This window comes from Streptomyces sp. WZ-12 (assembly GCF_028898845.1).
In the GTDB taxonomy this organism is placed as follows: Bacteria; Actinomycetota; Actinomycetes; order Streptomycetales; family Streptomycetaceae; genus Streptomyces.
On sequence record NZ_CP118574.1, the window covers coordinates 8,398,987 to 8,424,990 of the forward strand.

Annotated in this window: 20 protein-coding genes and 1 tRNA gene; 3 read left to right on the plus strand and 18 right to left on the minus strand. The window is 71.0% G+C overall.

Annotation, left to right across the window (positions count from 1 at the left end):
• Window positions 1–95: 95 nt before the first annotated feature.
• Window positions 96–1,481 (plus strand): cytochrome P450, encoded by a 1,386-nt coding sequence (locus tag PV796_RS36825; protein ID WP_274918096.1) that lies wholly within the window; start codon window positions 96–98, stop codon window positions 1,479–1,481.
• Between the two features lie 120 nt (window positions 1,482–1,601).
• Here PV796_RS36825 and PV796_RS36830 read toward each other — a convergent pair.
• The 3 genes from PV796_RS36830 to PV796_RS36840 form a co-directional block, all read right to left on the minus strand.
• A tRNA-Met gene (locus tag PV796_RS36830) sits at window positions 1,602–1,675 on the minus strand.
• 219 nt (window positions 1,676–1,894) lie between these two features.
• Complete coding sequence (locus PV796_RS36835; protein WP_376562274.1) at window positions 1,895–2,896, minus strand: NAD(P)-dependent oxidoreductase; 1,002 nt, start codon at window positions 2,894–2,896, stop codon at window positions 1,895–1,897.
• Between the two features lie 171 nt (window positions 2,897–3,067).
• Window positions 3,068–4,018, minus strand: coding sequence for a LysR family transcriptional regulator (locus tag PV796_RS36840; protein WP_274918098.1), 951 nt, complete (start codon window positions 4,016–4,018; stop codon window positions 3,068–3,070).
• A gap of 83 nt (window positions 4,019–4,101) precedes the next feature.
• On the opposite strand from PV796_RS36840, the gene PV796_RS36845 reads away from it, so the two are divergent.
• Together PV796_RS36845 and PV796_RS36850 are read left to right on the plus strand one after the other, a co-directional pair.
• Complete coding sequence (locus tag PV796_RS36845; protein ID WP_274918099.1) at window positions 4,102–4,863, plus strand: sulfite exporter TauE/SafE family protein; 762 nt, start codon at window positions 4,102–4,104, stop codon at window positions 4,861–4,863.
• A 178-nt stretch (window positions 4,864–5,041) separates the two neighbouring features.
• Window positions 5,042–5,212, plus strand: coding sequence for a hypothetical protein (locus PV796_RS36850; protein WP_274918100.1), 171 nt, complete (start codon window positions 5,042–5,044; stop codon window positions 5,210–5,212).
• A gap of 56 nt (window positions 5,213–5,268) precedes the next feature.
• On the opposite strand, the gene PV796_RS36855 is transcribed toward PV796_RS36850, so the two are convergent.
• The 15 genes from PV796_RS36855 to PV796_RS36925 form a co-directional block, all read right to left on the minus strand.
• Window positions 5,269–6,525: a cytochrome P450 gene (locus PV796_RS36855; protein WP_274918101.1), complete on the minus strand. Its 1,257-nt coding sequence runs from the start codon at window positions 6,523–6,525 to the stop codon at window positions 5,269–5,271.
• 47 nt (window positions 6,526–6,572) lie between these two features.
• Entirely contained in the window at window positions 6,573–7,601 is a 1,029-nt protein-coding gene (locus PV796_RS36860) for a C45 family autoproteolytic acyltransferase/hydolase (protein ID WP_274918102.1), read from the minus strand.
• A complete protein-coding gene (locus PV796_RS36865; protein WP_274918103.1) occupies window positions 7,598–8,194 on the minus strand; it encodes a GNAT family N-acetyltransferase in 597 nt (198 codons plus the stop codon). Before PV796_RS36865 ends, PV796_RS36860 begins: the two co-directional genes overlap by 4 nt.
• Before the next feature lie 127 nt (window positions 8,195–8,321).
• Complete coding sequence (locus PV796_RS36870) at window positions 8,322–8,579, minus strand: acyl carrier protein (RefSeq protein WP_274918104.1); 258 nt, start codon at window positions 8,577–8,579, stop codon at window positions 8,322–8,324.
• Window positions 8,572–10,071: an AMP-binding protein gene (locus tag PV796_RS36875; RefSeq protein WP_274918105.1), complete on the minus strand. Its 1,500-nt coding sequence runs from the start codon at window positions 10,069–10,071 to the stop codon at window positions 8,572–8,574. The genes PV796_RS36870 and PV796_RS36875 overlap by 8 nt, the downstream gene beginning before the upstream one ends.
• Entirely contained in the window at window positions 10,068–13,367 is a 3,300-nt protein-coding gene (locus PV796_RS36880) for a non-ribosomal peptide synthetase (RefSeq protein ID WP_274918106.1), read from the minus strand. The genes PV796_RS36875 and PV796_RS36880 overlap by 4 nt, the downstream gene beginning before the upstream one ends.
• On the minus strand, window positions 13,364–15,598 hold the full coding sequence (locus tag PV796_RS36885) for a class I tRNA ligase family protein (RefSeq protein WP_274918107.1): 2,235 nt from the start codon (window positions 15,596–15,598) through the stop codon (window positions 13,364–13,366). The genes PV796_RS36880 and PV796_RS36885 overlap by 4 nt, the downstream gene beginning before the upstream one ends.
• Window positions 15,595–16,662, minus strand: coding sequence for an NAD(P)/FAD-dependent oxidoreductase (locus PV796_RS36890; RefSeq protein WP_274918108.1), 1,068 nt, complete (start codon window positions 16,660–16,662; stop codon window positions 15,595–15,597). Before PV796_RS36890 ends, PV796_RS36885 begins: the two co-directional genes overlap by 4 nt.
• A gap of 1 nt (window position 16,663) precedes the next feature.
• Entirely contained in the window at window positions 16,664–17,944 is a 1,281-nt protein-coding gene (locus PV796_RS36895; protein WP_274918109.1) for a lysine N(6)-hydroxylase/L-ornithine N(5)-oxygenase family protein, read from the minus strand.
• A gap of 208 nt (window positions 17,945–18,152) precedes the next feature.
• Window positions 18,153–19,259 (minus strand): cytochrome P450, encoded by a 1,107-nt coding sequence (locus tag PV796_RS36900; RefSeq protein WP_274918110.1) that lies wholly within the window; start codon window positions 19,257–19,259, stop codon window positions 18,153–18,155.
• Entirely contained in the window at window positions 19,256–20,443 is a 1,188-nt protein-coding gene (locus PV796_RS36905) for an acyl-CoA dehydrogenase family protein (protein ID WP_274918111.1), read from the minus strand. Before PV796_RS36905 ends, PV796_RS36900 begins: the two co-directional genes overlap by 4 nt.
• Window positions 20,443–22,638 carry an iron-containing redox enzyme family protein gene (locus tag PV796_RS36910; RefSeq protein ID WP_274918112.1) on the minus strand — a complete coding sequence of 732 codons (2,196 nt, stop codon included), beginning with the start codon at window positions 22,636–22,638 and terminating at the stop codon, window positions 20,443–20,445. Before PV796_RS36910 ends, PV796_RS36905 begins: the two co-directional genes overlap by 1 nt.
• A gap of 37 nt (window positions 22,639–22,675) precedes the next feature.
• Entirely contained in the window at window positions 22,676–23,629 is a 954-nt protein-coding gene (locus PV796_RS36915) for a 3-oxoacyl-ACP synthase (protein WP_274918113.1), read from the minus strand.
• 138 nt (window positions 23,630–23,767) lie between these two features.
• Window positions 23,768–24,487 (minus strand): thioesterase II family protein, encoded by a 720-nt coding sequence (locus PV796_RS36920; protein WP_274918114.1) that lies wholly within the window; start codon window positions 24,485–24,487, stop codon window positions 23,768–23,770.
• A gap of 636 nt (window positions 24,488–25,123) precedes the next feature.
• Window positions 25,124–25,963 (minus strand): patatin-like phospholipase family protein, encoded by an 840-nt coding sequence (locus tag PV796_RS36925; protein WP_274918115.1) that lies wholly within the window; start codon window positions 25,961–25,963, stop codon window positions 25,124–25,126.
• Window positions 25,964–26,004 lie beyond the last annotated feature (41 nt).

The window sequence follows — 26,004 nt, forward strand, 5'->3', positions numbered from 1 at the left end:
CACCCCACCTGCCTCTCGATCACGGCCACCCGTATCGCGGTCTCGATCTCCCTACGGGCCGGTCACGCCACACGCAACCTCGAAAAGGACACCTCATGCAACAGCGGCCACCCGCACGGGCGTCAACTCTGGATACGGTGCTGCTGGGCGCCACCGTCCTCATCCCCACCCTGGCCCAGGGGCCGGTCCTGCGGCGGCCTCGTATGGTCCGCCTGGCCGCCAGGTTCGACACCAACCGCATCGCCAACCGCACCCTCGCGCGGCTACGCCGACGGCACGGCGCGGGCCCGCTCTCGGTCGTCGTCCCGGGGCGACGGGCGCTGGTGCTGCTCTCCCCGGAGGACGCCCGAAACCTGTTCGCCGCCACACCCGCGCCCCTCACCTCCGCCAACCGGGAAAAGACCGGCTGCCTGCGCCACTTCGAGCCGGACGGAGTCCTCATCTCCCCCGGCGAATCCCGCCCCGAGCGCCGCGCCTTCAACGAGACGGTCCTCGACTGGGGAGCTTCGGCCCACCGGCTCTTCCCCGCCCTCACCCCCCGCATCCGAGAAGAGGCCCGGTCCCTGCTGAACCTCCACCACGGCTCGGGCCGGCCCCTGGACTGGGACTCCTTCTCCGCCGCCTTCTGGCGGATCATCCGCCGCGTCGTCCTCGGCGACGCCGCCCGCGACGACCACCACCTCACCGAACTCCTGAACACCCTGCGCACCGACGGCAACTGGCTCAACTTCCGCAAACCGAAGAACGCCACCCGCGACGAGTTCCTCGCCCGCGTGCGCTCCTACGTGGACAACGCCGCCCCCGACAGCCTCGCCGCCCTGGTCGCCGACACCCCGTGCCCCGAAGCAGCCAACGCCGCCGGACAGATCCCGCACTGGCTCTTCGCCTACGACGCCGCGTCCATCGCCACGTACAGCGCCCTCGCCCTCCTGGCCGTCCACCCCGACCACGCCGACCGGGTACGCAGGGAACTCTCCGGCACGGACGCCGACCAGCCGGCCACCGCCGACACACTGCCGTTCCTCCGGGCCTGCGTCCTGGAGTCGCTGCGCCTGTGGCCCACCTCCGTGGCCATCCTGCGTGACACGACCGCGGAGATCACCTGGCACAACGGCACCACCAGCCCGGTGGACACCGGGGTCGTCTTCTACAGTTCCTTCTTCCACCGCGACGCCCAACACCTGCCCCACGCCGACCGGTTCGAGCCCGACGCCTGGCTGGACGGCCGCAACAAGGACAACTGGGCGCTGGCTCCGTTCAGCCACGGCGCAGCGGAGTGCCCCGGGCAGGACCTCGTCCTGTTCACCACCGCCACCCTCCTCGCCACCCTCCTCCGCGACCACCGCGCCCACCTGCTGCTCTCACGCAGCTCCCTCACCCCCTCGGCGCCGCTCCCGCACACCATCGACCACACCACACTCCGCTTCGCACTCATTCCGAACAACAAGCCAGGTCCCGCCTCTTCAGACCCGGGACGTTGAGGAGCGAGGGTCGGGATCGGGCGGCCGGTATCGCTGGCCTCGATGGGGGCGGCTGGACCAGGGGATGGGTCGCCAACGCAGTGGGGGCCCAGTGGATACCACTGGGCCCTCACGCCTGAGTAGCGGGGACAGGATTTGAACCTGCGACCTCTGGGTTATGAGCCCAGCGAGCTACCGAGCTGCTCCACCCCGCGACGGCACGATGAACTGTACGGCATTGCGCGGGATCAATCGAATCGCCGTCGGAGCGGCCCGACCAGCAGGGATCTGGTTTCGACGGCGCACCCGCCGGTCTCGCTGGTGGCACTCTTCACGGTGCCTTGGAAGCTGATCGGATGGTGACCGGCCCGACGAGGCTGCGTTCCCGTTGCGGCCGGTCGCCGTCGCATGCGGCCCAGTCGAGTCACGGCCCGTCAGGAGTGCGGTGACAGGCCGTCGTCCACGGGGGTGTTCTGGGGTTCCAGCGCGATGCCGGAGTTCCTGGCCTGTTCGAGGATCAGAGCGGCGAAGTCCTCCTCGACGTGTCCCGCGCCGATGGCACCCGCGATGAGCTGGGCGGTGGCGGCGGCGAGCGGCATCGGGACCTCCAACTCCCGGGCGGCAGACAGTCCCAGGTCGAAGTCCTTGCGCAGCAGCGGCATGGTGAACGTCGGCGTGAAGTCCAGGTTGACGAGGGCTGGCGACTTGTAGCGGGTGTAGAGCGAGCCCATCACGGAGTCGTTGAGGAATTCCAGGAAGGCGGAACGGCTGACACCGCCCTTCTCCGCGAGGACGGTGATCTCGGCGAGCGACTGGGTGACGACGCCGAGGAAGACGTTGTGCGCGATCTTGACGAGGCGGGCGACTTCGCCCTCGCCGACGTAGGTCACTCCGCGGCCCAACTGTGCGAGCAGCGGCTCGACTTGGGCGTACGCCTCGCGAGGGCCGGAGACCGCGACGGTCAACTTGCCCGCCGCGATTACCTTCGGGTTCCCACTCACCGGGGCGGCCAGGAAGTCGGTCCCGCGCTCGGCGGCCGCGTTCCGCATCAGCGCGGACGTCTGCGTGGACACCGTGGAGCTGTCGACCAGCACGCCCGGTGCGGCGTCGGGCGAGGTCAGCACACCGCTCGGACCCGTGCTGACCGCCTCCAGGTCGGGCGAGGCGGAGACCATGGTGAAGACGACGTCCCGGTCGGCCAGGTCGACCGGCCGGTCGACGACCGCGGCTCCCCGTTCAGCCAGTGGTTCGGCCTTGGCGCGGGTCCTGTTGTAGACGGCTACGTCGTGCCCCGCGTCCAACAGCCGGGCGGCGAGTTGGAAGCCCATGCGGCCGGTACCGATCCACCCCACGCGCGGGCGATCTTGTGCGACGTACGGCATTTCTCTCCCTCGATCCTGGAAGACGACTCGACCCGTGCGGACCCGTAGCCCCACCAGCCGGCCCGTGGCGTGCGACCGACCGTGTGCCGGCCCACGACGGCCTCAGCGTCAGGTTGCCTGACCAACTGGTCCGGTCGGAAGCAGCGGGGATCGAAACCCGCCGCACCACACCCGTGTGTGCGAACACGGGTGAGTCTGCGTCCGCACGCGCCGGGCAACAGGTGGTCAGTTGTCGGGGAGGGGGCGCTGACCGGCCGGGGGAGCGTGTGTGCTGGGGAAGACGGGGTCGAAGTAGGCGGCGTGGCGGAGGTGCTCGGCGAGTGACGCGGCGGCGGTGGAGTGGGGGTGGTCCTTGACGCCCCAGGCCAGCAGGTGGTGGCGGCGGGCCCAGGGGTCCTGGAGTTCGCAGACCTCAAGGGGTTGGTGGGGGTCGATGGCGGGGCGCGGGACGACGGCGAGGCCGACGCCGGCGGCGGCGAGGGCGACGAGGGCGTGGAGGTTGGCGACGGTGGTGCGGTAGCGCACCACGGGGGCGTGCGGCGTGAGGTGCTTTTCGATCCAACCGCGCAGGGACGAGCCGGAGTTGAGGCCGACGAGCGGGTGCTCGGCGACCTCGCGGTAGGTGAGCGCGGTCCGCCCGGCGAGGATGCCGCCGGCCTGGCCGATCACGACGAGGGAGTCGTCGCCGAGGGGCTCCATGCGCAGGCCGGAGTCGTGGGTCTCGTCGTCGAGGACCACTCCCAGGTCCGCCTCGCCGTCGGTGAGCATCCGTACCGTCTGCGGGGTGCGGCTCTCGGACACCGTGACGTCGACGTCCGGGTGTGCCCGCAGGAACGAGGCCAGGGCCCGGGGGACGAGCCGGTGCATCGCGGAGCCGCCGCCCAACAGGGTCAGGGGTGCGGTGGGGGACTGGGCGTAGCTCGCGACGGCGCTTTCGAGGCGCGCGGTCTGGGCGAGCACGTCCCGGGCGTGACGGGCGAGGGTCGTGCCGGCCGGTGTCGGGCGCACGCCCCGCCGGCCGCGGATCAACAGGGCCACGCCGGCGTGGTGTTCCAGGGAGCGCACTCTGGAACTGGCCGAGGGGAGGCTGAGGTGCATCCGGTGGGCGCCCGCGGTGATCGAGCCCTCGGTCACGATGTGGAGGAAGAGCCGGAGATCGTCCAGGTCGTAGCGCACCGCTCCAGCCTAAGACTCAGCCTTAGGCTGGGTATGTCGATTACGCATTGTGCGGCCTCTGGTCACGGGACGATGCTCGGCTTGTGATCGAATTATTGCTTGTGGTGTTGACCGGTGTCGTTTCCGGAGCGCTGAATGCCATCGGTGGTGGCGGAACGTTCGTCGCGCTGCCCGCGCTCGTCGCGTTCGGCCTGCCACCGGTGGCCGCCAACGCGGTGTCACGCGTCGCCCTCGTGCCCGGGGCAGTGGCCAGCGCATGGGTCTACCGACGCGAACTCGCCCCGGTCGGGGGGACGTCGACGAGGACGCTGACGGCGATCAGCATGGCCGGCGGCGCGGTGGGCGCCGGTCTGGTGCTGGTGCTGCCAGCGTCGTCGTTCGATGCCGCGGCGCCCTGGCTGCTCGCTACCGCCACGCTGATCCTCGCCTTCGGGCGCCGCCTGCCCCAGGCGTTGAGCACCCTGCTGCGCCGCCCGGTCAGCATGAGTTCCCGCGCCGTCCTGATAGGCCAGTTCTTCCTTGCCGTGTACGGCGGATACTTCGGCGGAGCCGTAGGCATCACGATGCTGGCGCTGTGGAGCATCGGGCTCGGACTCGACGCCGCGGCCAGCAACCCGATGCGGGTCGTGCAGCTCGCGGCCGTCTTCCTCAGCGCGGCCGTGCTGTTCCTCTTCGCCTCGGACATCATGCGCGCCCCGCTCATACTCGTCGGCATGTTGGTCGGTGCGGTGGTCGGCGGTTGGGCCGGCGCCCATCTCGCCCGACGGCTCTCCGCGGCGCTGCTGCGGGGCAGCATCCTGACCATCGCGGTGATCATGACGATCATGTATTTCTGGCAGAGCTGAGTGTGGGCGCGGCGGTCGGCAGCGTCGGTAGCCTACGAGGGCGCGGGCCGACCGCCCGCGCGTGCCGCGGTGTCGTACTGCCTCAAGTTCGCGCGCCACACGCCGAGTTGGGTCCCTGAGTGACTCGCCTGGCCCGTTCGCCCGCTCCACCACCTTGTCCGCCCCACTTGGAGGAGAGATGGTCACACCGCCGTCCGGCAAGTCGCCGTCCGATGTCGCGCTGCTTCAGCGGCACTTCGCCGTGCGCGCTCTGGTCCTCGCGGTCATCCTCGGCATCACGGGCGAGGCGCTGCTGAGCCTGCTCGTGGTCCTCGTCGGCCTGGGGTTCCTGGTGTTCATGGCGGAGTGAGGCGCGGGCTGTCGGCCCCGGGTGGCAGGTGGCCGCCCGGGGCCGACTCGTGCGGTTCAGAGCACCATTTCCGCCACCTCGGCCGAGACCGGTTCGAAGCGCACCGGGAGACTGCTGATCCCGGTGAGGAGGTTGGAGTAGATCCGGCGGACCGGTCCGACGACCTCGAAGCCCGCGGTGAAGTCGCGGAGTGCGAGCAGCACTTCGGAGATCTCCAGCCTCGCCAGGTAAGCACCGATGCAGTAGTGCGGACCGTGTCCGAAGGCGATGTGCTTGTTCGGCGAACGGTCGATGCGGAACCGGTCGGGGTCGGCGAAGACCCGCTCGTCGCGGTTCCCGGAGACGTTCCACACCGTCACCACGTCTCCCGCCGGGATCAAGGTGCCATGGATCTCGGTGTCCTGGAGGACGGTCCGGCCGAAGTGCATGGTCGGTGAGGACCAGCGCAGGACCTCCTCGGTGGCCTGCTTGGCCGACACCGCACCGGACTTGAACGCGGCCCACTGGTCCGGGTTGGCGCTGAAGGAGTGGACGGCGTCGATCATCGCCAGACGGCTGGTCGCGTCCCCACCGAGGATCAGGCTGTAGCAGTTGAGCACGATCTCGTCCTCGCTGAGCGGCGTGCCGTCGATGGTGCTGGTGGCCAACACGCTGACCACGTCCTCCTGTGGTGCTTCGCGACGGTCCTCCACCATGCCGAGGAAGTACTGGAGGATGTTGTTGCGTGCGGCGTCGGCCGCGTCGGAGTACTCGCCCTGGTCGTCCGAGCTGATGGCGGACTTGGTCAGGGTGAGCAGGTAATCCCGGTCCTGGATCGGTACGCCGAGCAGGTCACAGATCGTGGCCATCGGGATCCTGCTCGCGACGTCCAACGCGAAGTCGCCTTCCCCGCGGTCCACCGCGGCGGCCAGCAGGGTCCGGGTGGTGCGGCGGACCTGCTCGCCGATCCGGCTCAGCACGCGCGGAGAGAACGCCTGGAGCAGGACGTTGCGCAGTTCCTTGTGCCGGTGGCCGTCGGTCACCGGCACCATCAGGCCGGATGCCGAGTCGCCCTCGCCGAGCAGGGTGATCAGGACGTTGCCGCCCTCGGAGGTGAAGGTGGTGTTGTCGCGGTAGAGGGCGACGATGTCGTCGTAGCGGCTGAGTACCCAGAAGCCGGGACTGTCGCCGACGGCGGGGTGTCGGTAGAGGGGCTGGCTCGCCCGTAAGGTGCGCCAGTATTCGGTCAGGTCGTAGTCCGCGAACGTCTGGGGGTCTCCCAGATTCACCTGGGACAGGTCGTCCGGTGTCGCGCGCAGGGGCAGGTCTTCCACGGGCTTGACCTCCAGTTCGAACCGGTGGAGCGGGGTGGGTCGACGGGTCAGAGGGCGAAGGAGTGGGTGGGCGACAGCCGGGGGTCGCCCGGCCGCAGGTGCAGCGCCCGGTGTTGCGCGTCGAGGACGACGGCGCAGACGGTGCGTTCCCGGCGGATGTCGCCGTCGTCGCCGACGCAGATCGGCGGTTGGGACAGGAGCGCGAAGTGCTCGTCGGGATGCGCGTGCGCGGGCAGGGACCGCAGGCCGGACGCGGCCGCTTCGAGGCGGCGGAGTGAGGAGTTGCGGGCGAAGACGTTGAGTTCGTCGCGGGGGGTGAAGTCCGGGGCGAGGAAGTGGTTGGTGTGGACTGCTTCCGGTCCCGTCGTCACGCGGTGTTCGTCGCCGATGAACTCCACCCAGGCGGTCGTGGTGGTGTCGGCGAGGACGAGGGCCCGGGAGCTGGCGAGGGGGAGCGTGCGCAGCGTGGCGAGGGCCGACTCGACCGATGTCGCCGTGTCGAGGAGGTGGCGGATGGCGAGGTACGGCGGGACGCCCGGGCCCCAGACCCCGCCGAGCACCAGGTTCAAACCGACCGCGAGGCCATGGGAGTTGACGCCGAGATAGCCGAGCAGTCCGGCGAAGCTCAGCACCAGGGCCCGGCGGTCGCCACCGCCGACTTCGAGCACCGTGATCTGGTCGTCGAGGTTCCCGTTGAGGTCCACGGTCTGCGCCAACTCCCCGGGGCGGGCGTAGGTGGTGCAGTCGCCCCGGGTGGGAATCCGTTGGTATCCCATGATCTCGCGCCGCAGTTGCAGCAGGGTGGCCTCGTCCAGGCTCAGCCCGGCGCCGGCCGCGAGTCCGGCGATCTCGTCGGCGAGGCGGGGCGTCGCACGGGTGATCTCCGCCCGGTACGCGGCGAGGGTGTCGGACAGGCCGGCGACCGACACGGCGGTGGGCAGCAGGTGGTTGAGGCGGGCGACGCCGTCGTCGAGGAAGGCGCGCAGCCGCTCCTTGAGGGCGGCGCCGTGCGCGAAGCCGGTGGCGTACGGCTCGCCGTGGGCGAGGACGTGCGCCACCGGCACGGGTGTTGTCACCGCGCGGCCGCCTGGGCGGTGAGCCGGTCGCGTACCGAGGGCCACTCGCCGGCGAGGACGCTGTAGTAGGCGGCGTCGCGGCGGGTGCCGTCCGGCATCGGGTTGAAGCTGCGCAGGATGCCCTCCTCGGTGGCGCCGATGTTGCGCAGGGCGCGACGGGCCTGCTCGTTGCGCCGGTCGGTCTTGAACTCCACGCGCTCGGCGCCGAGCCGCTCGAAGGCGTTGCGCAGCAGCAGGTGTTTGGCGTGGCGGTTGATGCCCGCGCCGCGGAAGTCCCGGCCGAGCCAGGACCAGCCGATCTCCAGCCGGCGGTCCGGTTCCGAGAGGTTGCCGTAACTCATCGACCCGGCGGTACGGCCGGTGGCGAGGTCGGTGATGTGGAAGACGACCCGTCGGCCGGCGGCGTGGTCGGCGAGCATGGTGGCGAAGAAGGTCTCGAAGGACGCCTCATCGGTGACCAACGCGACGAAGTAACGCCATATGTCCGGGTCCATGGCCACCGACCGGATGCCCTCCCGGTCGGTCGCGTCGATCGCTCGGAGGCGGACGACGTCGTCTTCCAGGACGGTCGCGGCGCGCTCGTGCCAGTTCATGTGGATGTTCCTCCTGGTCGCTCCGCCCTCGGGGACGGAAGTGGGGTGCCGCCTCCCGCTCGCGGGGGAGAACGGGGTTCTTGCGGAGCGTAGTTGGGGTGTGGTCGGGGCGCCGTCGGCGTGGGCCTCAGCTCACCTCGGCGTGCCGGGACAGCGCGGCGACGACCTGCCCGAGGGTGCGCATCGCGGCCAGGTCGTGCTCGGTGAAGTGGTGCAGGCCGACCTGGACCCGGTCGCACAACGAGGTCAGGAACAGCACCTTGTTCAGCGAGGTGAGGCCGAGGTGGTCGAGCTGCGCGTCGGCGTCGATGTCCTCGGGCGGCAGGGGCTGCGGCAGGACCTCGGCGAGCGCGGAGCGGGCCGCCGTTTCGATGGTGTCAGGCACGGATGCCCTCCTCGGGGTCGATGACGAGGCCGCGGTAGCGCGCCTCGATCTGCTTGCGGCGGGGCTTGAACTGGGAGCCGAGCAGCCCGTTCTCGACGGTGAACCGCTCCGCCAGTACGGCCTTGGCGAGCCGTTCGTCGTGGTCGAGCACGGCGTTGGCCTCCCGCAGCGCCGCCGCGATCAGCGCGGCATCCGCCGGCTGCCCGGCGGGGGAGACGATGGCGACGAGCTGCCGCTGGGACGGGTTGGTCACCACGCAGTCCTCGATCGCCGGATGGTTCTTCAGGCGTTCCTCGATCCGCCGAACGGCGATCTTCTTGCCGTTCTCCAGCACGATCACGTCGTCGACCCGGCCGTGCACGAACAGATAGCCGTCCTCGTCGAGATGGCCGACGTCGCCGGTGCGCACGATGCCGCCCGGCCGGAACATCCCCTCCGACGCGCCCGGTTCCGCGTGCTCATAGCGGATGGCCACCGGTCGCTCGCTGCGGACGTGGATGACGCCCTCCGCGTCGATGAGGACCTCCTTGCCCGGGAGCACCCGGCCGACGCTGCCGGGGCGGTGCCCGCCGGGGTGGTTCTTGGTCACGATGCAGGTCTCGTTGAGCCCGTAGCCCTCGAAGATCGGCAGACCGGCGTCGGTGAGGTACCGCAGGGTGGCCGGGTTGGCGGGCGCCGAGCCCGTCCACAGGTAGCGGATCCGGTCGCCGAAGACCCCGATGGCCGCCTCGGCGGGTGAGACTCCGGTGCGGGCGGTGGCGGCCTGGAGGTGGGCGCGCACCGTCTCGTAGAAGCCGGGCACGCCCATCACCACCGTCGGCCGCGTCGTGCGCAGGGTCGCGAAGGCGGCCTCATAGGTGCTGATCGTGACGTCGTGGCCGAACACCAGCGCCGAGTACACCCAGTACCGCTGCTGGAGCAGGGAGAGCGGCAGGAAGACGAAGAGGTCGTCGCCGGGGCCGTGCGCGAACAACTCCTGCACCGCGGCCAGGGAGTTGTCGATGCTTCCGGCGCTGGCCAACAGCGACTTGGCCGGGCCGCTGCTGCCGGAGGTGAACTTCAGCGCCGGTGCCTCGTCGGGCTCCCAGGCCACCGCCGGCAGCTCCGCCTTCGTGGGGGCGAGGCCGCGCAGTTCGGTGATCGGGCGCACCGTGTCGGCCGTCTCGTCCTGGTCGGTGAAGAGCACCGCGAGGCCGTAACGGGAGGCGAGTTCGGCGCCGGTGGAGTCGAACTTGCCCGGGTCGAATCCGGCGGTCACCGCCTTGATGCGCAGGGCGGCCAGGTCGAGCAGCACCCACTCCAGCGAGTTCGCCGCGAGGACGCCGATCCGGTCGCCCGGCCGGATGCCCAGGCCGAGCAGATGCCCGGCGACCCGGCCCGACAGCTCCCAGACCTCGGTCAGATCCCAGGACTCGGTGGCCCCGAGCCGGGCCACGGAGAGCCGGTTGCCCGGCCGTGGCGGGCCGCCGACCACCCGGTTGAGGACGCTCACGAGGCCCCTCCGATCCGGGCGGCCATCGCCCGCACCGTGTTGAGCCGGACCAGCTCCGACAGCGGGATGGTGACCTTGAACCGCTTGCGCACCCCGGCCAGGATGCGGGCCGCGGCGAGCGAGTCCGCGCCGAGCTCGGTCAGCGGGGTCAGCGCGTCCACCTCGGGCAGCTTGAGCACGCCCGCCCACAGCTCGGCCAACTCCCGCTCGACGCCCTCCGCCAGCGCGGTGTCACCGGACGCGACGGGCTCGACCCGGAGAGCCTCGCCCGCGGCCAACTGCCCCCGGTCCACCTTGCCGTTGGCGGTCAGCGGCAGCCGCTCGTGCCACACCACGACGGACGGGACCAGGTACGCGGGCAGTTGCTCGTGCAGGGCCGCGCGCAGTGCGTCCTCCAAGTGGCGCCGCTCGGCGGCGGGTTGATCCGGGTCGCCCGCCACCAGGTGGGCGACGAGCTGATCGCCGCGGCTGCCGGGCCGGCGGACCACCACCGCCTGCCGCACGCCGGGCAGCGCCACCAGGCGCGTCTCTATCTCACCCGGTTCGACGCGGTAGCCGTTGAGCTTGATCTGGAAGTCCGCGCGGCCGAGGATGTCGATCTCCCCGGACGGCAGATAGCGACCGCGGTCGCCGGTGCGGTACAGCCGCACCCCCCGCCGCCGATCGTGCCGGAACCGCTCGCCGGTCGCCCGCTCGTCCTTCCAGTACCCGCGGGCCAGGCCGGTCCCGGCGGCGAAGATCTCGCCGGGCACCCAGTCGGGCAGGTCCAGGCCGTCCCCGTCGAGCACATACGCCTTGTTGTTGTCGTTGGGCCGCCCGTACGGGATGCGTTGCGCGCCGTCGTCGTCCGGGCCGACGGGATGGACGACGTTCCAGACGGTGGTCTCGGTCGGACCACCGAGCGCGACCACGTCGAGGGAGGGCAGGCTCGCCCGCAGGGCCGCCGGGAGTTCGGGCGGGATCCGGTCGCCGCTCATCATCACCAACCGCAGGCCGGCGAGCGGCGCCAAGCCGTCCGCGCGTGCCTGGTCGTGCAGCAGCGCCACGATCTGCGGTACCGAGTTCCACACCGTGACCCCGCCGCGCTCGCACATCGCGAGCCAGTGCGCGGCGTCGGCGGCCTTGTCGTGGTCGGGCAGGACGAGCGCGGCACCGACGGAGAGCGCCCCGAACACGTCGTAGACGGAGAGGTCGAAGCTGAACGCGCTGATCGCGAACAGCCGGTCGCCCGGGCCGACGCCGAAGCGACGGGTGCAGTCCGCGACGACGTTGGCCACGCTGCGGTGGCTGACCATGACGCCCTTCGGCCTGCCGGCCGTGCCCGAGGTGGGCAGGACATAGGCGAGGTCGTCAGGGCCCGCGCCGGCGACGGGGGAGGGCTCCGGCCCGTCATCGGCCTCGTCGACGCGGTCGAGTGCGAGCACCGTGCGCCGGTGCGAGGGGTCGCTCCAGCCGGAGTTGGTGAGCACGCACCGCACCTCGCCGCCGTCGAGCAGCTCCTGCTGACGGCGGTCGGGCAGGTCGGCGTCGACGGGCAGATAGGCCGCGCCCGCCAGGAGCGTGCCCATGATCCCGACGAGCTGCTCGGGCCCGCGGGTCATGACCAGGCCGACGAGCTCCTCCCGGCCGACGCCCTGGGCGCGCAGCCAGGCGGCCGTGGCACGGGCCCGCCGGTACAGCTCGGCGTAACTGAGCTCACCGGTCGAGGTGATCACCGCCGGTGCCTGCGGGGTGCGGCGTGCCTGGGCCACGAACGGCTCGTGCAGCAGCAGTTGCTGCGGCAGCGGCCGGTCGGTGTCGTTGGCGGCGCGCCGGCGCGCTCGCTGCTCGGCCGGCAGCAGGTCGAACCGGTGGTTGTTCCACTCACCGTCATCGGCGAGCAGGTCGAGCAGGTGCTGATACCCCTGCGCCAGATCATCCAGCAGGCCCGGCGGGAACAGCTCGTCGACGCCGTCCAGTTGGACGACCACGCCGCCGTGCTGCTCCATCGCGAACACGTTCAGCCAGGTCTGCGGCGTCTGGCTGATGGTGTGCACCTCGGGCCCGAACAGCTCCAGCGCGGAGCCGTCCACGTCCGCGAGCGGATAGCCGATGGCGCTGTTGAAGGTGAAGGGCATGCGGGGCTGCCCGCCGCTGCGCAGGCCCAGTTCCCGCAACACCTCGACGCCGGAGAAGTGCCGGTTGTCCAGGTCGGTGCGCAGCCGCTCCTGCACCGCCTTGGCGCGCTCGGCGAAGGGCACCCCGCGGTCCAGCTCGACCGAGACCAGGATCGGGTCGCTGTACTGCCCGATCGACTCCAGGACGCGCGGATGGATCGGCGGGCGGTTGGCCACCGTGGTGGTCAGGGTGAAGCGGGGGCCGGCGCCCCAACAGGCGAGGGTCTCGGCGTAGGCGGCGAACAGCAGCCCGGACGGGGTGACGCCGGCCGCGGCGGCGTGCTCCTTCAGCGCCGTCCAGCGGTCCGCCGACACCCGTACCACGCGCTGGGTGAAGCGCGGCGTGGTGATCGCCTCGGGGCTCTTGGCCAGCGGCAGTTCCGGGTGGCCCCACAGCGTGCCGTCCGCCAGCCGCTCCTGCCAATACGCCTTGGCCCGGGCGTACGGCTTCCGGGTGCGCGCGGTCTCCAGCGCGGCCACATAGGACTCGAAGGAGGCTTCCTCGCCGGCCGTCGGCGGCTCCTGCCGGTAGTGCGCCCACCACTGCCGGAAGAACAGGAACATGCTGATCCCGTCCATCACCAGGCCGTCATGGCCGACGTGCAGCAGCATGCGGTCTCCGGCCAGCAGCGACACCTCGGCCGCCACCAGCGGGGCCTGCGCGGTCGGCAGCATCCGGTGGTTCCAGCGCGCACGGTGCGCGGCCAGCCCGGTGCCGTCGTCACCCCGCAAGTCGACCTGCTCGATGCGGACTTCAACCGCAGGCTGGCGGACCTGGGTCTGGTCCGCGGTGAAGCGGGAGCGCAGACAGTCGTGCCGGGCGACCACGGCGTTCAGCGCGTCCTGGAGTCGGTCGACGTCCCAGTGCCCCTCGATCTCGTGGTAGACGTAGCTGGCCACGTTGCCGAGCTCGAACACCTCGTCGCGGCCGGCGAGATAGCCCTGCTGCAACGGGGTCAGCGCGAACCCGGGGTCCGGGTTGAGATGGGTCAGCAGCTCGGCCTTGACGTCCCGGATACGGCCGACGAGATCGGCGTCCACGCGCTCGCGCGGACCCTGCAACCGCAGGTCCTGGCCGGCGGCGACGATGCTCAGACCGCGGGCGCTGACCTCCTCCAACACCGCCAGGTAGTCGGTCATCGGGCCACCTCCTGGGCCAGGTCGCGACCGAGCGCGGCGATGCTCCGCCCGGAGAGCAGCTCCGCCATCGGGATGTCGAGGTCCAGTCGCTCCAGGATCTGGTACTGCACCGTGACCGCCTGCAACGAGGACGCGCCGAGTTCCGACAGCGTCTTGTCGGCCACCGCGGCGTCCGGGGGCAGGCCGAGTGTGGCGCGCACCACGTCGGCGAGCCAGGGCAGCGGGTCCGGCGCCGCCCCCGAGGACGGTGGCGGCGTGGGCTCGGCGGCGAAGAACACCTGCCCGGTCAGGTCCAGTTGGGACCCGGCCGGCACCAACTCGACGGTGCTGGGCCAGGCGGGCTCGGACTCGCCGAGCAGCGCGGCCAGCCGCCCGGCGAAGCGCGGCATGACGGGCGTCGCGACCCGGGACAGCAGCCGGGCCGCGGCCAGTTCCAACGCCATCGCCGTGCGGTTCTCCGACTGCCACCCGGACCCGCCGGCCAGCACCGCCTCCCGCCCGGCGAACGCGCGCGCATCGGTGACGATGCCCTCCAGTTCGCCGGTGGCCGCCCGCAGGGAGAACCCGTCCTGGCCCAAGTGCCCCGTCACGGCCGCCAGTCGCCGGCCGAGCTGGGCGTAGAACGCGGTGTGCTCGGGCGTCCAGGTGCCGGCGTCCGGTACCACGCCGCCGTAGCGCGCGGTCAACCGCCGGCCGAGGTCGTCGAGCCAGCCCTGCCAGCCCTCGATCAACACCTCGCGCACGGTCGTGCGGTACGCCTGCCGTACGAAGTTGGTGCGCTCGCCCTCCGGGCGGGTGCGGGAGAGGTAGAACCGCACCGCGTCCACCGTCTCCGGGCACAGCAGGTCCTTGCCCCACACCGCGTGCCGCCGACTGGTGGAGAACTTCTGGTCCTCCAGCAGATAGAACTCGTTGACGTGGTAGTCGATGTCCGGCTGCCAGTCCGGGAACGCCAACTGGTACAGCACCGGATACAGGATCGCGTGGTAGAAGCTGTTGTCGTAACCGAAGAAGTGGACGATCTTCCAGTCCTGTTCCGGCTTGTGCGCCTGCCACTGCTCGCCGATCCGGGCCCCGAGCTGCGCGATGCCGTGCAGGAAACCGTACGACATCTCCGGCCACACCCAGATCACCTGGTCATCGGTGCCGTCCGGGGAGACGCCCCACTGCGCGGGGTGGGTCAGCGGCAGGTCGAACGCCCCCCGCGCGAAGACCCGTTGGGCCAGTTCGCGCAGCCGGGCCGGAACCCGACCGAGCGCGTGGTGCCGGGCGACGGACTCGCGGAACTCGTGCAGCGCCAGGGTGTGCCGGGCCAGGCCGCCGGCCCGCACCCCCTCCGAGTGCCGGCTGCGCGCCTCGACGAGGTCGGCAACGACGTTGGGCTCACCGCACTCCTCGCAGATGTTGCCGTTGGTACCCGCCGCGCAGGACGGACAGACACCGGAGACGTCCACCTCGTAGAGGTACCGGCCGGACTCCTCGTCGAAGAGCGCGGGAAGTTCCCGCCGGGCCACCCGGCCGGAGCTCTCCAGCGCCGCGAAGAAGTCGCGCAGCCCCGCGCGGTAGCCGGCCTCCGTACTGGTCACGGTGAACTGGTCGGGCCGGATGTCCATCAACTCCAGCGTCCTGGCGATCTCCTCGCCGTAGCGCGCCGCGACCCGCTCCGGAGTGCTGTGGTCCTGCGCCGCCTTGGCCACCACATAGCTTTGGTGGTCGTCGCTGCCGGTCAGGTGCCAGGCCCGCACCCCGTTCATGCGGTGGAACCGCACGAACGCGTCCGCCCCGAGGTACGGCCCGGACAGATGCCCGAGGTGCAGGTCCCCGTTGGGGGTCGGCGGGGTGGAGAAGACGAACACCGGCCGCTCCGCGAAGCGCCGCCGGCCGGGGCGCGTGGCCACCTCCGCGGCGTGCTGGAGCTCGCGCCAGTAGTAGGTCACGAACAGCACGTCGCGCTCACCGGTGTTGTCGATGACATGGGTCTCGAACGGGTCGAACTTCACGACCGTGCCCGGCCCGACCGGATGGCGCGCCCCGTCCACCACGATCTCGCCGGTGCCCGCCACGATCACGAACATCTCGATCTCGTCGTGCTGGTGCGGCTCGGAGCGCCCGCCCGGCCGCACCCGGCCCCAGCCCGCGCCCAGCCCGACGACACCGGGCAGGTCGATGGTGCTCATGTCGATCCCGAAGGCATCGCTGAGCGCCGCGGGGTCGAAGGTGTCGATCTTCAACGCAGACTCCCCTTCACACTCTGGTCGAGCAGTTGGACGGCCTCGGCGGCGATGGCCGGGGCGAGGCGATAGCCGGATCCGTTGGCCGCGCCCGCGAACACCACCCGGCCGTCCGGGTCGAGTCGGCGCAGCAGCGGCTCCCGGGACGTGCTGTAGGCGTCGCAGAAGACGCGGCCGGCCGTGCACCGCGCGGCGAGCGCGGGCGCGTAGCGCTCCAGACAGGCGCGGGCCTGCGCGAGGTCGTGCCCGGCGAGATCCGCGCCGATCCGGTCGGGGTCGACGTCCCAGTCCTCGCAGGTGTAGCTGAACAGCCAGTGCCCGCGGTAGGCCAACGGCAGCAGGAAGGCGTCCTCGTCGTGGAAGACGACCGCCCGGTCCCGCTCGTCCACGGGGTGATCGAGGTGCAGGGCGACGACCCGCTTGACGCGCGCGCCCAGCGGCGCCACCCGATCCGCCCAGGCGGGCTCGGCCAACCACGGGCCCGGCGCGAGCACCACCCGGTCGACCACCAACCGCTCACCGGTGCCCAACCCAAGCCGCACGCCGGAGCCGTCGGGCTCCACCGCCGTGACGCGGACCGCCTCCCGTACCTCGACGCGCGGGCGCACCTCGGTGACCAGCGCCTCGACCAGGCGGTGCACATCGGCGTACTGCCCGCCCTCGACGTCCCACACCGACATCCCCGGCGGTACGCGGACCTCGGCACCACAGGCGTCGAGCACACCCGGGGCACCATCGCGGCGCACCGGTCGGGCGTAGCTGCGCGCCATCTCCTCCCGGTCGGCCCGCGACACCAGCGACATGCCGACCGGGTGGATCGGCACGGCGGGCCGGTCGGCCCTGAGCTTCTCGTAGAACTCCTGGCTGTACTCCGACATACGGCGCACCCGCTCGCTCGCACCGCGGGGGAAGTGCAGCCCGGCGGAGCGCCTGCTGGCCCCGCAGCCGACCTCGTCCCGATCCAGCAGCAGCACCCTGCTCGACGGGGACTCCTGGACGATCCGGCGGGCCGTCAGGCATCCGATGATGCCGCCGCCGATCACCGCTACCGTGCCCAGATCCATGTCACACCCTCCCTCGCAGCTCGCCCTCGTCGCTGCCTTCGTCCGCCCACTCGACGAAGGAGGAGAGCTGTTCCTCCCGCTGCACACCGCGCAGCCGGTCCACGATGCGCTGGCTGCGCCACGCCAGCAGGCTCAAGTTCTTGTCAGCGAGCCCCCGTTGGGACGGGGCCGCGTTCTGGACGAAGATGTTGTGGTCCGGCGGGCCGTCCCAGCGCACCGCGTAGTCCCGGTCCACCAGGTACTCACCGCCGTCCCCGTCCAGCCGGCCGGCCAGCGGGGCGAACAGGTCCAACAGGCCGGAGCGGAAGCCGGTCGACCAGATGACCACGTCGGCGGGGACCCGTTGCGGGCGGTCGGGCCGGTCGTTGTTGACCACCGTCAGCTCCCACCCGGCACCGGCCCCGGTCACGCCGGTGATCTCGCGGTTCGGGTACAGCCTGATCAGCCCGGGCGAGCGGGCGATGAACCGGTGGTGGTAGATGCGCTGGTAGATCGCGCGCAGCGTCGGCTCGGAGATGCCGTCGCTGGACAGCACGTTCTCCTGGTTGATCCGGTCCCGGACCGCCCGGTCCAGACCGTAGAAGTACTCCGAGAAGCACGGCATGTAGAAGTCGTTGGTGAACGGCGAGTCGTCGATCGGCAGGAAGTTGCGGCGCCGGGAGAACCACGAGACCCGACTGGGCAGTTGGTCGCCCTCGCGGGAGAGCAGGTCGAGGAACGCCTCGGCGCCCGACTGCCCGCCGCCCACCACCACGACGCGCTTGCCGCCGAGGTCGACGGCCTTCTCGACGAAGTCGCAGACGTGGAACTGGCTGCCGGAGGCCCCGGCCTGGCCGGTCGGCGGGATCCACGGCCGGTTGCCGACGCCCACGGCGATGTTGTCCGCGGTGAGCACCCGGTCGTCGGTGTGCACGCGGAAGACACCGTCGAAGTCGATCGACCGGACCTCCTCCCCGTAGACGATGTTCTTCATCCGCCAGCTCGCCCACTCCAGGTAGTTGCGGAACTCCTGTCGCGGCACCGCGTCGAACTGGGCGTTGACGAAGTGGTAGATCCGGCCCTGGTCGTGCAGGTAGTTGAGGAAGGAGAACTGGCTGGTCGGATCGGCCAGGCTCACCAGGTCCTTGACCATCGTGACCTGGAGCGTGGTGCCACGGATCTGCTGACCGTCGTGCCAGCTGAAGGCTTCCTTGCGGTCGAGGAACAGGCTCGGCAGGTCGCGGTGCGGAGAGAGCAGGGCGGCCAGACTGAGGTTGGCCGGCCCGACACCGATACCGAGCACGCTGAGATGGTTTTTGTCGATCACTGTGCATCGCCCCCGTTTCCGGTCGATGAACTGGTGCGTCCGGTGGTGCTCCCGCTGGCGTGTGAGGAGGGCGGCCGACGGCGCACGGGGCGGCCGTCGGGCCACCACGTCGCCGGCACATCGAGGGGTGTCCGCGGCGCTCTGCGTGCGATGCCGCGTACCTGGTGCCCGGTCCGTAATCGGGTCATGGGAACTGGCCTTTCAGCACGGGGATGCGGGCGTTGGGCGAGGGCCGGTAGCCCGCGTGAGAGGGCGTCGCGGTCACCGTCGCGGCCACACCGACGGCGATCGCGGTGGCCAGGGCACGGCCGGGACACCCGTGGGCTCCCCGGCCGAAGGTGAACACCCGCGGATCCGCCCGGCCGGGTCGGAAGGCGTGCGGATCGACATTGGCGTGCGGATCGCGGTTGGCCGCGGCGAGCAACAGCACGATCGCCGAGCCGGCCGGGACGCGATGACCGGCCAGGGTGGTGTCGCTCGCCACGAACCGACGGGTGTTCTGAATGGGCGCGTCATGCCGGACCACCTCGGCGACGAAGGCCGCCAGATCGTCCGGCCGCCCGTAACGGGCCAGCGCCAGCAGGGTGTTGCCGACCAGCCCCGCCGTGGCGTCATAGGTCTGCGACAGCAGGCCGATCACATTGGCCAGGAGCGGAGCGGGCTGCGGCCAACCGTCGCGCGCGGCCGAACGGACCAGCGCGCCGAGCAGACCGCCACCCCCGGCACGCAGGTACGGGCCGAGCAGCTCGCGCAGGTCCGCGGCGGCGCCCGCCGCCGCGGCATGGTCCTCGGCGGTGGCCGAGGCCGGAACGCACCGGACGAACGCGCCGACCAGCCGGGCCACCTCCGCCGGGACATCCCCGTCCGCACCCAACAGCGCGGCCACCACCCGCACCGGTACGCCGAATTGGAGATCGTGCCAGTCGACCGCACGGGCCGCCTGCGCCGCGGCCAACGCGACGACCTGCTCCGCGCCGACCGTGCCCAACGCCGCAACCAGGCTCCGCTTGCGCCGCGCCTGCCTCGAACCGTCGGTCATCCGCACCAGCTCGCAGAACACCTCGCCGGCCGGCGTGCCCAGGATGCCGCGCGGCACCGGCTCGACGCCCGGCCGCACCCGACAGGACGGATCGGCGAGCACCTCGGACACCGCCGGCGCACCGGCCGCCACCCACACCCCGCTGTCCGCGTCATGGCCGAAGGGCCGGTCGGCCACCAACGCGGCGTAGAACGGATACGGATCGGGATGGGCGGCCGCCGTGCCCGGCGTCGCGACACCTGACCGCGTCATGAGGCCCCTCGGTGCGCCCGGCCCGGATCGATCGCCGCCGCGATGATCGCTCGCTGCACCTCCGACGAACCCTCGTAGATCCGCAGCGACCGGATCTGCCGGTACAGCCGCTCCAACAGGCTGTCGTGGACCAGCCCGGCCGCCCCGAAGACCTGCACCGCGCTGTCCACGATCTGCTGCGCGGCCTCCGTGGCGTACAGCTTGGCCACCGAGGAATGCCGGGCATACCGACGGCTGCCCCGGTCGATCTCCCAGGCCGACCGGGCCACCAACAGGGCTGCCGCGTCGAGTTGGACCTCCATGTCGGCGAACGCGGCGCGCACGGTGGGCAGATCGAAGAGCTTCCCGCCCTGTAGGGGTCGTTCCCTGGCCCGCGCCAACGCGGCGTCCGCGGCCCGACGGGCGAAGCCGAGCGCGGCGGCGCCGACCGTCATCCGGAACCGGTCCAACACCTCCATCGCGATCGGAAACCCGCCACCGCGCCGGCCGAGCAACGCATCCGGCGGCAGCGCACAGTCGTCGAAGACCAGATGGCCGAGGGCGCGCGGCGCGATCATCGACACCGGCTCGACGCGCAGGCCGAGCGTGTCCGAGGGGACCAGGAACGCACTGAGCCCGAGCGCACCCGGACCGGGACCGGTGCGCGCGATCACCGTGTAGACGTCGGCGAGGCCCGCGTTGGCGATCCACGCCTTGGCACCGTTGAGCAGCCAGCCGTCCCCACTCTCGCACGCCTCCAACCCGATCGCGGAGACGTCCGAACCCGCGGCCTCCTCCGAGACCGCGAACGCGCCGCACAGTGTGCCGGCGGCAAGTCCCGGCAGATACCGGCGACGTTGCTCGTCGCTACCGAAGCGGCGGATGGGGGTGGCGGCCAACGCCTGGATGGAGAACGCATAGTCGGCGAGGTCGTCGGCGTACGCCAGTGCCTCCCGCGCCAGGCACAGGGCGCGGTAGTCGTCCGGGCCGCCGTCGAGGAACGCCAACCACCCCGCGTCCCCCAGCGCGCGGAGGATGCGCAGTCCGACCGCCTCCGGCCGCCCGGCGCCGGCGAGCACCTCCCGGTGCTCGTCGCACCAGGCCACCAGGCGTGCGGCCAGCTCGCGGTGGTGATCCTCGTACAGGGGGAGTGCGAGGAGGTGGGGGTCGAAGGTGCTGGGGGCGGTGGGGTTCGTGGTGGGCATCAGATGATCACGTCCGCGGACTCGTGCCGGGCGAGGCCGGCCACCAGTTCGTGCTCGATGAAGTAGGCGAAGGAGGCGTAGCCGCGCCATATCCGGCGCCAGTGCGCCGGCACCGCGTCGGCCCCGGACACCTTCGCCACGTCGTGCAGATAGGCGACGATCAGCTCGGCCGACTGCCGCGCGTGACCGGCGGAGAGGTTGTCGATGGACAGGTGCGCCTCTTCGTACGCGACGTCGAAGCCGTGGTGGCGCAGCTTCTGCATCTCGTGCATCCGCATGGTGCCCAGCCCGAACATCTCGATGCCCAGGTTGTAGCCGAGGATCTCGTCGTAGCGGGAGTCCGGGAACAGCGCCAGGCTGAGTTGGAACAGCGAGAACCCGTAGAGATGGTCGGGGAGTTCGTCCTGGTCGAGGAAGGCGGTCTCGCGCAGGTGCGGCACCTCGATGCCCATGCTCGCGAGCACCTGATAGATCAGCGTGATGTGGTTCTTGGTGACGTCCCCGCGGCCCATCTCGTCGGCGTAGATCGAGTACAGCATGCCGTCACTGCGGCGGGTGTAGCGCCCGGTCGCGCCGATGCGGTGCGCCCACGCGCCGTCGATCATGCTGCCCAGCGCAAAGGTCTTCTGACCGAAGACGACCTCGTCGCGGTCCGGTATCTCGGTCAACGGCCGGTACGGGTTGACCAGCTTGTCCCAGTAGATGCGGTCGACGCGCTCGTTGAGGGCCGAGGGTGAGTAGTCGAACCAACTCGCGTCGGTGAGCACCCCACCCCCGCCGTGCGTGAACAACAGCTCGGCGCGGGCCAGTCCCTCCTCGGCGTGCGCCCGCGCGAGGGCCAACGTGTTGGGGAAGTTCTCGATGTTGACCAGCCGGTGCAGGAAGTCACGGTCGTCGCCCCGGTCCGCGGGCCGCAGCCGGACGTCCGGCGGAGGCGCGGCGATGGCCTCCGTCAGCGCCCGCGCGGCGTCATCACCGGCCGTGTTGGGGGTGACCGCGGCGCCCGGAGGTTCCCCCGCGGCGATCGCGTCCGCCCACCGCTCGAAGGTCGCCGCCTCCCGCTCGTCGAAGATGCCGAACATGGGGCCGCCGAACTTGATGGCCCGCAAGAAGCGACAGCCATCCGCACGCGGCTTCACCTGGGGCGAGGCGCGGAACTCACCGATGAACGCGCCCAGATCGAAATCGGGATCGTCGAACCGCTCGGCCAGCGGCCGGCGGCCGATGCGGACATTGCGGTGCTGCTTGCCCGCGAACGGAGCGTGCCTGGCCACGATCCGCCCGACCTGCGCGTCCAGCGAGAGCCCGGCATGCCATTCGGCAACCTCGACGAGCAGACGCGCATGCGTCAACTCCCATGCCAGCGCGCGCTCGACCGCGGCGCACAGCCTGTTCCTGACCGGCGCCGGGGCCAGCGCGAGGTAGTCGACGAGGGCCGCCCGCAGATCGGCCTCCGTGAGCAACGGACGCGTTCCGAGCAGGAGTTCGTCGACGCCGAGCGAGGTCATGACGTAGTGCGTGCCGATCACCTCGGGCAGGAACGTCGCGGGCAGCCTGGCCAGGCTGAGGGAGTAGGCACCGAGCCAGGCCGTGAGCGGCCGCGCCTCGGCCCGCGGCAGGAAGTCCGGCGCCGTGACGTCCGGCAGAAACACGCCCTGGTCCTCCAAGGCGCGCCCGCGCAACCGGTGCAGCCCGCGCCGCGGGTTACCCTCGCCACGCCAGGCAAACTGGTGGCGGACCAGGTGGTTGACCACGGTCGCGGGCTGGGTGGCCGGCTGGGAGACCGAGTCCAGCCAACAGCCGCCGATCAGCGCCAACGGCGCCCGCTGGGCCAACACCGCTTCCCGCACCCGGGGTTCGGCCTCGCCCAACGGCTCCAGCAGTGCACCGATCCGCCGACGCACCCCGGCTGTCTCCTCGGCGATCCGGTCGGCCTCGCCCTGAGCGTCCACGCCGACGTGTCCGGTCGGCTCTCGCGCACCGTTGGCGGGACCGTCACCATTGCAGAAACCTTTCAGCACGTGCCGGGCGAGGAGGAACACCACCTCGGACTCCTGGTCACCGACCAGGCGTTGGTAGACCGCCTCGGGACCCGCGGCGATCACCTCGCCGGTCGCCGCAACGGCAGCCGGGTCGAACTCCGAAGTGGACTGGGGCGCTACGACGAACGCGTCGGGCAGGGCGAAAGCAGGCATGGGGTACCTCCGGACGCTGTCCTGGGACGGGTACGGGTCAGGGCCGTGGCGGGGTCTTGCGCAGCAACATCGCGGCGCGGCAACCCGGCACGCTCGCGGCGAGCAGATAGTGCCCGCCCGGCTCGGTACGGCGGTCGACGAGATTGATCAGCGGATCGGCGGCGAAACAGTGGCCGGTCCTGGCCGTGTTGCCGGTGTCGAGTTGCCCGGTGGTGAAGCCGGCCAGGCGTTCCTTCATCACGACGACCGGCACGTACAGATTGCTGTGCAGCACGCCGGCCAGATCTCCCGGGGCCAGTCCGTGCGGCGGCAAAAGCCGGTCGTTGACCTGCCGCGACAGGTCCGCGCTGATCTCGTGGTGCCACTCCAACGCTCCGGGGTCCTGCGCACTCGCCGAACCCAGGACCTCGTACTCACCTGGGCACGCGGTGACCAGACAACCGGCCGCGCCATCACTGAAGAGGGCGAAGCTCTCCATCCGGGCTGACTCCGTGGCACAACGGTCCGCGGTGATCACCAGAACGTTGCGGTACGCGCCACCGCGCACCAGGGCCTCGGCCACCCCGAGCCCGCTCACCAGATTGGTACACCGGTTGAGGGTCAGCCCGAGGAACGCACAGTCGAGCCCCAGTCCGTTCAGGATCGCCTCCAGGAACGCACCGTGGGTCTGTGCGTCGCCGGGGAACCGCGTCGAGCACAGCATCAGGAGGTCCACATCCGCCGACGACCCGACGGCCGGCCGCCCGGCTTCAACGGCCGCACCGATGACCAACTTCCCGGTCTCGACGAACAGTTGCTCAAGGGGCTTCTCGGTGCGGTGGACTTTTCCCCAGCCCCACAGTCGGGCGTCGGGTTGCATGCCGAACTCGCGTGCACGCGCGGCGAATTCGGGGATCGTGTGGTGGTCCTGCTCGAACTCGCCGAGAAGGTAGTGGGGGGAGGTGAGACTGACGGGGGGAGTGGTGCCCCGCTCAGTGGGGTGGGGGGTCATGACCCGCCACTCAGCAGGGTGTGGGGACGGGCATGCGGATGCGGTACGAGGAAGTCGGTTAACCGGTGCGGTTCGCAGCGCACGACGGCTCTATCGCATTGATCGGTCATGCTTCCCTTTCTGGCTCGCTGCCGGAACCTAAATCAACTCGACCGGCAACGCCTCCGCCGCCCGGCGGATTACTTCGGTGACCGCTTCAGGGTGGTTCTCGAAATAGAAGTGCCCGCCCGCGGCCCAGTGCACCTCGGGCTCGCTGGTGCACTCTCTCGACCAGTCCACCAGATCATCGCGGCGAACCAGCGGGTCGTCCGTGCCGTTGATCAGCGAAACGCCGCAGGTCAGCGCGGCGGCTCGGCGATATCGGTACCTCGCGACCAGCTCGAAATCGGCCCGGATGTCAGGGAGTATGAATTCCTGTAGTTCCGGATCGGCCAGGATCTCCGGTCGCAGCCCGCCGTAGACGGCGAGCGCCTCGGTAAGGCTTTGTCCACTGAGCCCCGCCACCTCGACCATGCGCGGTGTCGGATGCAAACTCGGCGCGACGCAGCCGGAAGCGATCAGATGGGCGGGCCGGTCGCCGAGCCTGCGGGCCACCTCGAAGGCGATCAACGCCCCGAGGCTGTGCCCGAACAGCAGGAACGGCCCCGTGCGTTGCCCGGCGATCAGTTCGGCGACCTGGTCACTCACGGTGTCGATGCTGGTGCGCTCGGGCGGGCTGACCGCGACCAGTGCGGTCACTCCGGCCAGCGCGTCCTGCCATTCGACGCATGCCTGCGCCCTGCCACCGGCATGTGCAAAGCAGTAGGTGCGGGGCCAGCCCGACGGCACGCCACGGGCCATCTCGAACCACGATTCCACCGGTGTTCCTCGCTTCTGTCGCACAACAAGGTCGTGGTCAGTACGGTGAACTCTGGCGCACTCGCATCGGTCGACCAAGGGTCGACAGGTGGATCATCCGGGTCCGAACATTGATTATTAATGACCATGGCACATGCTTGTCAAGATGTGACGGCATCGTTTGCAAAGCGCCGAAGTGGGCCCCAGGGCAGCAAATTTCGGCCAGTGCGGAAAAATTCGCGGGGAATCCAAGAGTAAAGATCAAGCCGCGACCAGAACATCCAGGATTCAAGTGGACCGTATAGTTCCGCCCATGTGCGGCGCAAAACCGGTGCGTTGATGGCCGACGGCCGTCCAAGGCCCAGTCACCCTGCCCCCAACAGGCACCGACCAACCGGCGAACACGCAACTCCACGAGATGGCCGGGTCGTTCGCATCACACCGTCGCGGCAGCGAACAGCCAAGCCCTCCCCGCGCGCTGGCGGACACCCCCACACGCACCCGCAGGCGTAACGACGTCCCCACGCGCAGCTCATCGGGATCTTCCGCCGCAGCCGCCGCGGCCGCTCACCGGCCGGCAGCGCCCCGCCTACGCGAGCCAACGGAGCCACAACTCCGCGTCCTGACCCGGCCGTTGCGGTTCCCGGCCTACGGGTCCTAGCGCCAGAATGCGCCCGTTGCCGACGCCGCACGCAGTCCTTGCGCGCGGCCGGCGCGCGCCGCCGATTCCCGCACGGCGGGGTCGAGCAGGTCCGGGCCGATTGCCGACGCGGCGCCGTCGTCCGGGCGCAGCACCGTGACCCCGGCCCCCTGTTCACGCAACCCGGCCACTTGGCCGTCGAGGTCGACGTTGCCGGGAATCGGCATGACCTGGAGCACCAGGACCCGGTCGCATCCCGCGGCGAGATCGGCGTTCTCCGTCGTACGGGTACCACCGTCGATGTAGCGGCGGCCACCGATGACGACCGGTGGCCAGGCGCCAGGCACCGCACAACTCGCCGTCACCGCATCCACGAGGTCCACACCCGAGGCCGAGTCAAACACGCGCTCAACGCCGGTCTCCGCGTCCACGGCCACGATCCTCAGGTCCGACCCCGGCCAACGGTGCGAGGGCAGCCGGGCCTCGATCACGGCACGGCGCTCGTCCGCCGCGACGGTCGGAGCCGCCAGCGCCATGGCTCCGAGCCGACGCCGCTGATCGACGGCGTCCGTGGCCCCGTCAACCGCATCGAGCCACCGCACCATCCGGTCATCGGCATCGAGGACGGGCGGCATTTCGGGGCTCTGCAGAGCCGGTTCAACCTGGCGGTCGAGCAGCGCGCCGAGCGGAGTCCCGCTGGTGATCTGCGCGGCCACCGTCGAGCCGGCAGAGGTACCGACGACCAAGTCCGCGTCGAGGACGTTCACGCCCCCTTCGAGGAGTCCGGCCAACAGCCCTGTCTGCCAGGCCACTCCCGCTACGCCGCCGCCGCCGAGTACCAGCCCACGTCGAGTCATCTGGCGATGGTATGCCTGGACCGGGGGAGGGGAAACAGCAC